This is a genomic window from Cellvibrio sp. PSBB006 (genome assembly GCF_002162135.1).
In the GTDB taxonomy this organism is placed as follows: Bacteria; Pseudomonadota; Gammaproteobacteria; order Pseudomonadales; family Cellvibrionaceae; genus Cellvibrio.
The window spans coordinates 1,412,787-1,424,650 of sequence record NZ_CP021382.1; the positions used below are offsets into that span (position 1 = coordinate 1,412,787).

The following is an 11,864-nucleotide window of genomic DNA, read 5'->3' on the forward strand; positions in this document are numbered from 1 at the left end:
AACAAACACAAGAATCTAACCGGCTTCACGCAGCACCACCGCCGGCGGGGTATTGACCACGGATCGACAGCTTAACGCGCCGAGCGAACCGACAAAAAGTCCACCGGCTAAGGGCCCGACCAACCAGAAAATATAGTGGGGGCGGATCGGTGTTTCGAGTACCCAATACTGCAGACTGATCAGCAAAATTTCTGCGCCAATGACCGCGATAATGCCGGACAAAAGCCCGAGCACTGAAAACTCCGCCCACACACTACCGATCATCAATCGGCGCGGGCTGCCCAATGCGCGCAGCAAACCGGACTCCTGCTTACGACTGTCAATACTGCTGGTCACGGCAGCAATCAACACCAGACATCCGCCCACCAGGGTCAGCCATAACACCAACAGTACGCCATTGCTGACTTGCGTGACGATGGTGCGGATTTGATCAATGATGCGATCCAATTCGATGACCAGCATCGTTGGATAACGACGCAATAAATCATTGATAAAAGACTTCTGCTCCAGCGGCAAATACAAACTGGTGATATACGTCGGTGAGTAATTATCCAGTGCACCGGGTTCAAAGATAAAAAAGAAGTTAGGCTTCATCGAACGCCAATCCAGGCTGCGGAAGCTGGCGATTTGTGCTTCAAGGATCAGCCCGCCGAGAGAAAAAGTCAGCTTGTCGCCGATGGATAATCCCGCCTCTTCCGCCAACTCTATTTCAACAGACACACCGGGCAAACCCTCTGCACTGCTTTGCCACTTATCCCACCACTGGCCGGCGACAATTTCATTATCCCCTGCGAGGGTATCGGTCCAGGTCAAGTTAGCTTCCCGATTAAATACGCCGTTAGCAGAGCGCTGTGCTTCTGTCGGCTCAGTTCCATTAATGGCGGTCAACCGACCACGTACCATGGGATAAAGCTGCTCGCGCTCAAGTTGCTTTTCATCCAGCATTTGCTGTACGGCTTCAACATCGTGAGGAGGAATGTTGACCAGAAAGTGATTGGGTGCATCCTCGGGCAATTGTAATTGCCATTCATCAATCAATGAGGTGCGCACAATGGTCAGGGTCAACAGCAGCATAATGGCCGTGGCAAAGACAACAATTTGCACCAAAGTTTGTTCGCGGCGGCGTTGCAGATTGGCCAGCGCCAAACGCCATATGCTACCGGTATTGGTAGCAATGTGCCGGCTGAGTTTCAACAAGCCCAGAGCCATCCCGGCGGTAATAACCAGCACCCCGGACAGTGCCCCAATCACACTCAGGGCTAATGCAAAATCCTGGCTGAATAAAATAATCAATAACAATATTGCTGAAAAAGCCAATGCCACTTGAATCCACAAATGGAGGGTGTTCACGCCCAATTCCCGCCGCAGTATTTTTAATGGTGGCACACCGGGTAAAAACCATAACGAGGGCAAGGCGAAAAAGATCAAACAGATAAGACCGGTGGCAAAACTGATGACGTAGGGATAAATACTCGCTGTTCCCAAAGCTATCTGATAAACCTGCTGCAAACTTGCCGCTACTATTCGCTGAATCAATTCACCTACCAATAAGCCGGCCATGGATGCCACTACCGCCAGCAGCAATAGCTGAACAAAATAAAGTTGGCGAATCCGTTGAGCACTGACACCAAAACTTTTCATCAGCGCTACCTGATCAACATGACGCGACGAAAATTGTCGCGCAGCTAACGCAATAGCGACGCCAGCCAGCAAAACACCGATCACGGCGGCCAACAACAAAAAACTCCTGCCGGTTTCCAGGGTACGGCCAAGTCCGCGCTGGCCGGATTCCACATCCACCAAACGCTCATGCTTGCTCAGTTGCGGCTCCAGCCACTCGGCAAAAGAGTCGAGCGCATTATTGTTAGCGGCCAATAGCCATTGGTACTGCACACGACTGCCCGGCTGGACGACCTGGGTGCGCTCAAGGTCAGCCATATTCATCAAGACGCGCGCGCCCATAAAACTAAAGGGGCTTGCACTGTCCGGCTCACGGATGATGACTTGGGTTACCACCAACTCGTATTCACCAACCGCCAGAGAATCGCCTAATTCAATATGCAACAAGGGCAACAAACGAGAATCCACCCACACTTCTCCTGGAGCGGGGACGCCCTCTGCTGTTTGAATGTCTTTAGCTTGACTGGCGAAAGGAATAGTACTGATATCGAGTTGCCCACGCAGGGGATACCCATCGGTTACTGCTTTTACTGAAGCGAGGTGCATGTGGTCGCCAGCATACACCATGGACGAAAATAGCACGGCCGTCGTTTGCTCTATGCCGTCTTCCGCTGCCAATGCCGACCAATCCGGGTTGTGTGGTTGGGAGCCGCGCACAATTAAATCTGCACCCAGCAGCATATTGCTTTCTTGCACCAGTGTACGCTCAAGGCGATCCGTAAAGATGGCAATACCACTGACAACCGCCACAGCCAACATTAATGCGGCAGCCAATAACTTGACTTCACCACTGCGCCAATTACGCCACAACAATCGCAACGCCAACATAATTTATCCTTTCATTTATCAGACAGCGATAATTTCGCCCGAGGCCAATTCAATTCGCCGCTGACAACGCGCCGCCAAGCGATCTTCGTGGGTAATTAAAATTAATGTGGTGCCCTGCTCGCGATTCAATTCAAATAACAAATCAATAATACGCGCACCCGTCGTGCTATCCAGGTTACCGGTCGGTTCGTCAGCAAATAAAATTCTCGGCTGACTGGCAAAGGCGCGCGCAATGGCCACACGCTGCTGTTCACCACCGGAAAGTTGTTGCGGATAATGATGCAAGCGTTGACCCAATCCTACGCGATTCAAAAAATCCACCGCTAATGCGCGCGCCTGTTTTACGCCGTGTAATTCCAGAGGAAGAACGACGTTTTCTACCGCTGTCAAACCGGGTAGCAACTGAAACGATTGAAAAATAAATCCAATATTTTCCGCGCGAACCTTTGCCCTCCCCTCTTCATCCAACGCTGTGAGGATGTGACCATTAAGTATCACTTCTCCACTGGTAGGTAAATCGAGACCGGCCAGGATACCAAGTAAGGTCGACTTACCTGAGCCGGATGCGCCGACAATGGCCACACTCTCACCCGCAACCACACTGAGTGAAACCTGATTTAAAATCGTCAAGGCACCTTCAAAGGTTGTGACGGTCTTATCAATCGATTTTGCTTCAACCATGACGGCTGGGGTCATAAAAAGTCCTTAGGGTAAAAAATAGTTGCTTTACAAAGAATAGTCTTAACTAACATCAGTAGAGTCAAAACAGTTGACAATTCTTTACGGTAATCTATGTCATCATCTCTATCATCAAGCGAACACTTTAAAATTTGATTAATGCAGGATTTACTTATGCGCAATGCAAATCCATTCCGCCCGTTGTTACTGATTGTGTTATTAACCATCAGTCCCTTGTTGTCCGCCGATGAAAAAGCTCGCATTCTGGTATTGGGCGACAGTTTAAGCGCGGGCTATGGCATTGAGTTGGAAGAGAGCTGGGTGAGCTTACTGGCCGAACGCGTGGCAGAGAATCATCCTTATCAGGTTGTGAATGCCAGCGTCAGCGGCGAAACCAGCGGCGGCGGACTTGCACGTTTACCCGCATTGCTGAAAGAACATACGCCCGCGCTGGTTATCCTGGAGCTGGGTGGCAACGACGGCCTGCGCGGTCACCCTTTGAATATCATGCAACAACAACTGGATTCCATTATCCAGAAAAGCCAGGATGCCGGCGCGCAAGTCCTATTGCTGGGCATGCAAATACCACCCAATTATGGCCAGCGCTACACCGAACGCTTCCATCAGGTTTATACGCAGCTAGCCAAAAAATATGAACTGGCTTACGTGCCTTTTTTTCTTGAGGGCGTCGCCGTTGATCGGGATTTGATGCAGCGCGACGGCATTCATCCAACCGCCGAAGCGCAGCCAGCCATGCTCGATAATGTGTGGGTCGGGCTTGAGCCTCTGTTAAAAAACCAGGACTAGCAGAGCTCCAGATATTCCACCATTAACTGGACGCTTTGCTTACCGCGAAATTCATTGATATCCAAACGATAGGCCAATCGCACACGCTTCGCCGCTGCATTGGGCCACTGTTGCACATCAACATTAAATGCAATGGCGTCCAGTAATTGTTTTCCGGCGGCATCATGGGATAGCACCATCTTTAAGTGTTTCTCTCCCACAATGCGCTGTTGCACCAAAAAGAATTCTCCATCGAATAAAGGTTCCGGGAAATGCTGCCCCCAAGGCCCGGCGTCGCGCAGCTGCGCAGCGATGACCAGGTTAAAATCCTCCGGTGTTAGTTCACCATCGCTGACCAGAACCGCTTTCAAATCGTCTTCCGTTAATTGCCGATGCACTTCTTCATCAAAAGCCTGGGCAAAGGCTGCAAAATCTTCCCGCGCCAAACTCATTCCCGCCGCCATGGCGTGACCACCGAATTTTTTTAACAACCCGGGGTGATGCGCAGCAACTGCATCTAATGCATCGCGAATATGTAAACCGGGGATTGAACGAGCAGAACCTTTAATTTGTCCTTCACCGGCATCGGCAAACACAATAACCGGACGGTGGTAGCGATCTTTAATTCGCGAAGCCAGAATACCAATCACACCTTGGTGCCAATTTTCATCGAATAAGCATAATCCCCAGGGAAGAGAGTCTGCATCGTCCACCAATATCTTTTGCAACATGTGTAACGCTTCTTGTTGCATGCCACTTTCAATCGCTTTGCGGTCACGGTTCAATTCATCCAGTGACAACGCCATTTCCCGAGCAAGGGATGGACTGTCGCATAACAAACACTGAATGCCGAGCGACATATCATCCAATCGCCCCGCTGCATTCAAGCGTGGACCAACAATAAAACCCAGGTCGCCAGCCACAAGCTTGTGTGGGGTCCGACCAGCAACTTCAAGTAGCGCCAGGATGCCGGGACGCGCAACACCGGCACGCATACGCTGTAGCCCTTGCGCAACCAGAATGCGATTGTTGTGATCGAGCGGCACCACATCTGCCACTGTCCCCAGAGCAACCAGATCGAGGAAGCTGGCCATGTTCGGTTCAGGAATGCCGCTCTCGGCAAACCAGCCAAGTTGACGAAGTTCCGCGCGTAACGCGTTCATGACATAAAAAATAACACCGACACCAGCAAGATTTTTACTGGGAAATGGACAACCCGGTTGATTGGGATTCACGATCGCATCGGCGTCGGGTAATTCGCTGCCCGGCAAATGGTGATCAGTTACGATAACCGCGATGCCCAGCTCGCGCGCTGCCTGGACGCCTTCAATACTGGAGATACCATTATCAACGGTGATGATGAGGTCTGGCTGCTGAGCCGCAGCGACGGTGACAATTTCCGGTGTTAATCCATATCCGTACTCAAACCGATTCGGCACCAGAAAATCGACTGAAGGCAAACCCATAGCGCGCAATGCAAGTACAGCCAGAGCGCAACTGGTTGCACCGTCCGCATCAAAGTCACCCACGATCATAATTTTTGCCTGCGCCACCACAGCATCAGCCAATAAATTAACCGCCTCGGACAACCCCTTGAAACTGGGTTTTTGCAACAGTGTCAAGTGGTGTTGTAACTCTTCATCCTGTTTGACACCACGCGCACAGTAAACCCGCTGCAACAGTGCAGGCAGTTGGTTGTTCAAGCCAGCTGATACGATGGGGTCGCGACGGCGAATCACTTTTTGCATGAAAAAATCCGCTAACAATAAAAAACAAAACGCTGCTTCAGTGGCCCAAAGCAGCGTTCACAGGTTGAGCAGCAATCAGAATCAGCGACGCAAATTCTCAGCCATAAATTGCTGCACTTTTTCCAGATTCTGTGGCAATACCGTATAACGCTCCTCGCGTTCAAACAGATCAGCCATATGATGCGGCAATTGCGGATCGGCCGCCTGCCCTGCTTTACGCACCGCTTCCGGAAATTTGGCCGGGTGAGCAGTTGCCAGACACACCATAGGAATATCCTGACGGCGACGGGTTTGTCGGGCCGCTTCAACACCGATTGCCGTGTGTGGATCTAGCAGATACTCGCAGTGATCGAATACTTCACTGATCACCTTGATGGTTGTGTCATCACTCACGCGGTAACTGCTGAATAACTCGCGAGCCCGCCCCAGAGCCGTTTCGCTCAGCGACATCTCACCGGATTTGAAATTATCCATTAATTGGCGAATGGCGTTGCCATCACGGTCGTACAAATCAAACAGCATGCGCTCGAAGTTGCTCGATACCATGATGTCCATGCTCGGCGACAGGGTATGTTGCAGCTGATGTTTGCTGTGATCATTGCTACTGATACAACGATGCAGGATGTCATTACTGTTGGTCGCAATCACCAATTGATCAATGGGTAATCCCATACGTTTGGCGAGATAACCGGCAAAGATATCGCCGAAATTTCCCGTCGGCACTGAGAAAGACACCGGACGATGCGGTGCGCCCAAGGCCACGGCAGCGTAAAAATAATAAACGATTTGGGCCATGATACGCGCCCAGTTAATCGAGTTGACAGCCACCAACTGGCGCCCCTCAGGTAAGAAAGACTGATTACCGAAGCTGGCTTTCACCATGTTCTGGCAATCATCAAAATTACCTTCGAGGGCAATGTTGTGAACGTTAGTTTCCAACACTGTGGTCATCTGCCGACGTTGCACGTTAGAGACGCGATTGTGCGGATGCAAGATAAAGATATCGATGTTGTCGCAGCGGCGGCAGCCTTCAATTGCCGCTGATCCGGTATCACCAGATGTCGCGCCCATCACGACGACTTTCTGGTTACGCTTCTTCAGCAAATGATCTAGCAAATGACCGAGAAATTGCAGCGCAAAATCCTTAAAAGCCAGCGTTGGCCCTTGAAACAACTCCAGCACCCATTCGTTGTGGCCGGTTTGCACCAAAGGTGCGATGGCATCGTGACGAAACACGTTATAAGACGAGGCGATGATGCGCTTCAGTTCATCATCCGACAATGCACCCGCGACAAAAGGATTAATTACCTTGAATGCCAACTCCTGATAAGAAAGGCCGGACCAGGACGCAATTTCCTCGGCAGAAAATGTCGGCAGGCTTTCAGGAACGTAAAGACCACCATCGGGCGCCAGACCAGTAAGAACCACTTCTTCAAATGTCAGTGCCGGTGCCTGACCGCGAGTGCTGATATATTTCACGCTAATAACCTGTGCTAAAAAGATTGATAATTTATTTCAACGATTCCATACGAATACGCGTAACCGGTGCGGTGATTGAATCCAGTGTTTCAATCGTGGTGATCGCCGCCACAATATGTTTTTCCAGCGCACGATTGGTCAATAAAATCAGCGGTACGGTTTCTTCGTCATCTTTGGCTTCTTTCTGAATCAACGCTTCGATACTGATGCCGGAGTCACTGAGAATTTGCGCAACCTTCGATAAAACACCCGGCTTGTCGAGTGCCGACATGCGCAAGTAATACGCTGTTTCCACCTCTTCAATGGGCAGTATCGCTTTATCACGCAGGTTTTCCTGCTGAAAGCCGAGATATGGCACACGGTGCTCAGGATCTGCAGTTAACGTTCGTGCAACATCAACGATATCAGCAATTACTGCCGAAGCCGTAGGCTCAGCACCAGCACCAGCACCGTAGTATAGCGTCGGGCCAACCGCATCACCCTTGACCACAATAGCGTTCATAACCCCGTTAACATTTGCGATCAAACGTTTTTCAGGGATTAACGTCGGGTGCACACGCAACTCAATCCCATTCGGGCTGCGGCGAGCAATACCCAGATGCTTGATTCGGTAGCCCAACTCTTCCGCATAGGTCACATCTTGTGGCGATACGCGCGTGATACCTTCGGTGAAAACTTTATCGAATTGCAGCGGAATCCCAAATGCCAGCGAGGCCAGAATCACCAGCTTATGCGCGGCATCAATGCCCTCCACATCGAAGGTGGGATCGGCTTCTGCATAACCTAACGCCTGAGCTTCTTTTAAGACATCCTCAAATGCCCGGCCTTTATCACGCATCTCAGTCAGAATAAAGTTGCCGGTACCATTGATGATACCCGCCAGCCACTCGATCTTGTTGGCTGACAAACCTTCACGAATCGCTTTGATAATCGGAATACCACCGGCCACCGCAGCCTCAAATGCAACAGTGACACCCTTGGCGTTGGCCGCAGCAAAGATTTCGTTACCGTGATGGGCAATTAGCGCTTTGTTGGCGGTAATCACGTGCTTGCCATTGGCAATCGCTCGCAGCACCAGATCCTTTGCTACCGTTGTTCCGCCGATCAGTTCGACCAGAATGTCGACCTCAGGGTTGTCAGCGACCGCGAAGATATCGCGGGTTACATTAAACGAAGCGGTATCGCAGTTGGGGTTGTCGCGGCGAGCGGCAATCTGGGCAATCGTAATATCACAACCGGCTCTGGCATTAATAACGCGCCCATTGCGCGTCAATACATTAACGGTGCCACTGCCTACGGTCCCAAGACCGCAGATACCTATTTTGACCGGTTTCAAGATGGTGTCCCCTGCGAATAGAAATTGAACAGAAAAGCGCTCAACTGAGCAAAAGACGGCAACCTTACTGAGCTGTATCGAGAGTGTCAATCAGCCAATGGAAATCTCCCGCTTCGCCTGATGGCAAAGCGGGAGCAGCTTGCAGAATGGAATTAATTAAATACCCAACGCCTGGGCCATTTGCTCCGGAGGCATGTATCCCGGCATCAACCGACCATCGGGAAACCATACCGCCGGGGTACCGTTGACACCGATCTGGCCACCCAATTTGAAATCCTCTGCCACAGGGTTTTTGTCGCATTTGGCGGGCGGAACCTGCTGGTCATTTTTCAGGGCCGTCAGAGCAGCCTGTTGATCTTTGGAGCACCAGGCAGTCACCAACTTATCTGCTGAAGCGCTCGGAACGCCTGCGCGCGGGTATGCCAGATAACGAATCTCGATACCCAGGTCATTGTACCCAGGCTTTTTCTGACCCTGATCGTCGTAGGCATGGATTTGCTTGTGAAGCAGCCGGCAATAACCGCAATCGATATCGGTGAAGACATAGACCACAGCCTTGGTCTTCTCCTTGGGCTTGAAGATAATCGTATCTTTGGGGTCAATCTTGGACAGCAAACGTTTGCGTTCCTCTACCACGTAGGGATCTTCAAAACGGGAGAAGCCGTTTGCATCAATGGAGAAGATTTCACCAGCAATAAATTTATCGCCATCGGGAGTGACATACAGTGTTGGGCCGCCGGTAACCTGCACCTGATACAAGCCATCGATAGGTGCTGGACGGGGCTCACCAAATTGAATTTCGGGGCGCGCTTGTTTCAAGCGCTCGCTGATAATTTTCTCGGGCGACTTACGCGAAAGCATACCCGCACCACTGGCCTCTTCAGCCATGGATAACACGGGGACTGACAATAAAGCCCCGGCACTCAACAGGCCGATAATCGTTCTTTTAATCATAATCATGTCCTAATTGCGGCTAAGAAATTTCAAAATTTTGCCAATTGTAACGTCTAGTTTATTGTTAACCTCGGGGATGGTGCTCGGCATGCTGAGCTTTCATCCGGGTACGCGCCACATGGGTGTATATCTGGGTAGTCGACAAATCGCTGTGCCCCAGTAATAACTGCACAACCCGTAGATCTGCACCATGATTCAGAAGATGCGTGGCAAAAGCATGACGCAGGGTATGCGGCGACAAGGGTTTATCAATACCTGCAACCTGCGCCCAATACTTGATGCGATGCCAGAAGGTCTGGCGAGTCATCGGCTGAGCACGCGTACTGGGGAAGACTATCTCATCCGGGCAATTATGCAACAACATAGGTCTCGCTTCACGCAAATAGCGCGTCAACCAGGCAGACGCTTCCTCCCCCATGGGAATCAATCGCTCCTTGCTCCCCTTACCCATTACCCTCAACACATTCTGACGCAGATTGACTTGGGACATCTGCAAACTAACCAACTCGGTAACCCGCAAACCACAAGCGTATAACACCTCTAACATGGTGCGATCACGCAGCCCGATCGGATCATCCAGTGTGGGCGCGGCCAACAAACTCTCAACATCAGCTTCAGTCAAGGACTTCGGCAACGCACGCGGTAGCTTGGGGTTCTCCACCAACGCCAGGGGATTTTCCTTAACAGTTCCTTCACGAAGTTGGTAACGATAAAAGCCACGCACACAAGACAAAAATCTGGCTGTGGAGCGGCTGGAAATTTTTTGTTCGTGGCGATACGCCAGATAATGTAAAAGGCTTTGCGAGTCTACACTCAGAAGCCCCATTTCATTTTTATTCAACCATTGTGCAAACGCCGACAGATCGGCGCGATAAGATTCCAATGTATTTTGACTTAAGCCCTTTTCCATCCAGACTGCGTCCAGATAGTGCTCAAGCAGCAAAGAATCTTCATTTGACAGCATGCTGGGCCTTAATCAACCAGTGGCAATTGCGCTCAGGGAATATCTACCCGCTATTATTGCCAGCAGATAGGACAAACAACAACCGTATAAATTCAACCTGCCCTAAGAACAAAAAGGCCGGAGCAGTTTCCCGCTCCGGCCTTTTTGTTATCGGAAGATACTTTATCCGATTTATTACACCAGCTTCTCTTTAATACGAGCCGCTTTACCGGTGAGGTCACGCAAGTAGTACAACTTGGCTTGACGCACATCACCACGACGCTTCAGAGCAACGCTCTCTACTTGTGGGCTGTGGGTTTGGAACGTCCGCTCAACGCCTACACCGTGGGAAATTTTACGCACGGTGAAAGCAGAGTTCAGGCCGCGATTGCGCTTGGCAATAACAACACCTTCAAATGCCTGCAAACGCTCACGGTTACCTTCGATAACCTTTACTTGAACAACAACGGTATCACCCGGTGAAAATTCGGTGACTTCTTTTTTCAGTTGTTCGTTTTCCAGTGCCTGGATAATTGGGTTTTTGCTACTCATGGTTTTGCTCCTGAGAGTCTGTAGCTTCACAGCTAGAGTTTGTCGTTTTCAAGGTCTCGACGAAAGTCCGTCAACAGCACCTGCTGTTCCTCGGTTAATGTTATTACTTGCAATAAATCTGGCCGTTTAAGCCAGGTTCGCCCCAGCGCCTGTTTAAGGCGCCAGCGCCGAATCTGTTCGTGATTGCCGGATAACAATACATCCGGAACCCGCATATCTTCATATACTTCTGGACGCGTGTAGTGCGGACAGTCCAGTAAGCCTTCGGTAAAAGAATCCTGCTCAGCCGATTGAGCGTGATTTAACGCACCAGGTATCAAGCGGGTCACCGCATCAATCAATACCATAGCCGGCAACTCACCACCGCTGACCACATAATCACCGATGGACCATTCTTCATCCACCATCGTCTGAATCAAGCGCTCATCAATTCCTTCGTAGCGCCCGGCAACCAGAATCATGTTGGTGTAACGCGACAGCTCAACCACACCTTTCTGATCAAGAGGCCTGCCCTGAGGTGACAGGTAAATAACCCTCGCCGCTTCCCCGGCCCAGCTTTTTGCAGCCTGGATCGCATCGCGCAAAGGCTGCACCATCATCACCATTCCCGGGCCGCCACCGTAAGGGCGATCATCCACCGTACTATGGCGATCCGAGGTAAATTCCCGGGGATTCCAACATCTGATTGAAATCAGATCCTGCTTTACCGCCCGAGCAGTAATACCGCTCCGGGTTATGGCTTCAAACATCTCGGGAAAGAGCGTTATGACCGCAACTTTTAATGGAGTCACCACCATCGCCTCGGCTGAATGCTTCCCATTTATCGAGTCAGGTGTCGAGGTAGAAGGTTGCTGCTCTGAATGCACCAAACTGCCCTCTG

10 protein-coding genes are annotated in these 11,864 nt (G+C 50.7%); 1 reads left to right on the forward strand and 9 read right to left on the reverse strand.

From position 1 onward, the window contains the following. Nucleotides 1-15: 15 nt before the first annotated feature. A complete protein-coding gene (locus CBR65_RS05900) occupies nt 16-2,508 on the reverse strand; it encodes an ABC transporter permease (protein WP_087466001.1) in 2,493 nt (830 codons plus the stop codon). An 18-nt stretch (nt 2,509-2,526) separates the two neighbouring features. Then, nucleotides 2,527-3,204 (reverse strand): ABC transporter ATP-binding protein, encoded by a 678-nt coding sequence (locus tag CBR65_RS05905; RefSeq protein ID WP_087466002.1) that lies wholly within the window; start codon nt 3,202-3,204, stop codon nt 2,527-2,529. Nucleotides 3,205-3,360: 156 nt separating this feature from the next. Between CBR65_RS05905 and CBR65_RS05910 the strand changes: the two genes are divergently transcribed. After that, nucleotides 3,361-3,993 (forward strand): arylesterase, encoded by a 633-nt coding sequence (locus CBR65_RS05910; RefSeq protein ID WP_087466003.1) that lies wholly within the window; start codon nt 3,361-3,363, stop codon nt 3,991-3,993. Here the strand turns inward: CBR65_RS05910 and recJ are convergent. The 7 genes from recJ to trmD all read right to left on the reverse strand — a co-directional run bounded on the left by recJ (nt 3,990) and on the right by trmD (nt 11,775). After that, nucleotides 3,990-5,720 carry a single-stranded-DNA-specific exonuclease RecJ gene (gene recJ, locus CBR65_RS05915; RefSeq protein WP_087466004.1) on the reverse strand — a complete coding sequence of 577 codons (1,731 nt, stop codon included), beginning with the start codon at nt 5,718-5,720 and terminating at the stop codon, nt 3,990-3,992. The two genes, CBR65_RS05910 and recJ, sit on opposite strands and share 4 nt — an antisense overlap. Before the next feature lie 81 nt (nt 5,721-5,801). After that, entirely contained in the window at nt 5,802-7,199 is a 1,398-nt protein-coding gene (gene thrC, locus CBR65_RS05920; protein WP_087466005.1) for a threonine synthase, read from the reverse strand. Between the two features lie 31 nt (nt 7,200-7,230). Then, nucleotides 7,231-8,535 carry a homoserine dehydrogenase gene (locus tag CBR65_RS05925; protein ID WP_087466006.1) on the reverse strand — a complete coding sequence of 435 codons (1,305 nt, stop codon included), beginning with the start codon at nt 8,533-8,535 and terminating at the stop codon, nt 7,231-7,233. A 156-nt stretch (nt 8,536-8,691) separates the two neighbouring features. Continuing rightward, nucleotides 8,692-9,489 carry a DsbC family protein gene (locus tag CBR65_RS05930; protein ID WP_232461370.1) on the reverse strand — a complete coding sequence of 266 codons (798 nt, stop codon included), beginning with the start codon at nt 9,487-9,489 and terminating at the stop codon, nt 8,692-8,694. Between the two features lie 64 nt (nt 9,490-9,553). Further along, on the reverse strand, nt 9,554-10,453 hold the full coding sequence (xerD, locus tag CBR65_RS05935; RefSeq protein ID WP_087466008.1) for a site-specific tyrosine recombinase XerD: 900 nt from the start codon (nt 10,451-10,453) through the stop codon (nt 9,554-9,556). Nucleotides 10,454-10,627: 174 nt separating this feature from the next. Next, a complete protein-coding gene (gene rplS, locus CBR65_RS05940) occupies nt 10,628-10,984 on the reverse strand; it encodes a 50S ribosomal protein L19 (protein WP_087466009.1) in 357 nt (118 codons plus the stop codon). 32 nt (nt 10,985-11,016) lie between these two features. Beyond that, nucleotides 11,017-11,775, reverse strand: coding sequence for a tRNA (guanosine(37)-N1)-methyltransferase TrmD (trmD, locus tag CBR65_RS05945; protein WP_232461371.1), 759 nt, complete (start codon nt 11,773-11,775; stop codon nt 11,017-11,019). Nucleotides 11,776-11,864 lie beyond the last annotated feature (89 nt).

Excerpts from the sequence above, each read along its gene's own strand:
- CBR65_RS05900 (WP_087466001.1), bottom strand. The coding sequence starts at position 2,508 with ATGTTGGCGTTGCGATTGTTGTGGCGTAATTGGCGCAGTGGTGAAGTC.
- CBR65_RS05905 (WP_087466002.1), bottom strand. The coding sequence starts at position 3,204 with ATGACCCCAGCCGTCATGGTTGAAGCAAAATCGATTGATAAGACCGTC.
- CBR65_RS05910 (WP_087466003.1), top strand. The coding sequence starts at position 3,361 with ATGCGCAATGCAAATCCATTCCGCCCGTTGTTACTGATTGTGTTATTA.
- recJ (WP_087466004.1), bottom strand. The coding sequence starts at position 5,720 with ATGCAAAAAGTGATTCGCCGTCGCGACCCCATCGTATCAGCTGGCTTG.
- CBR65_RS05930 (WP_232461370.1), bottom strand. The coding sequence starts at position 9,489 with ATGATTAAAAGAACGATTATCGGCCTGTTGAGTGCCGGGGCTTTATTG.
- xerD (WP_087466008.1), bottom strand. The coding sequence starts at position 10,453 with ATGCTGTCAAATGAAGATTCTTTGCTGCTTGAGCACTATCTGGACGCA.
- rplS (WP_087466009.1), bottom strand. The coding sequence starts at position 10,984 with ATGAGTAGCAAAAACCCAATTATCCAGGCACTGGAAAACGAACAACTG.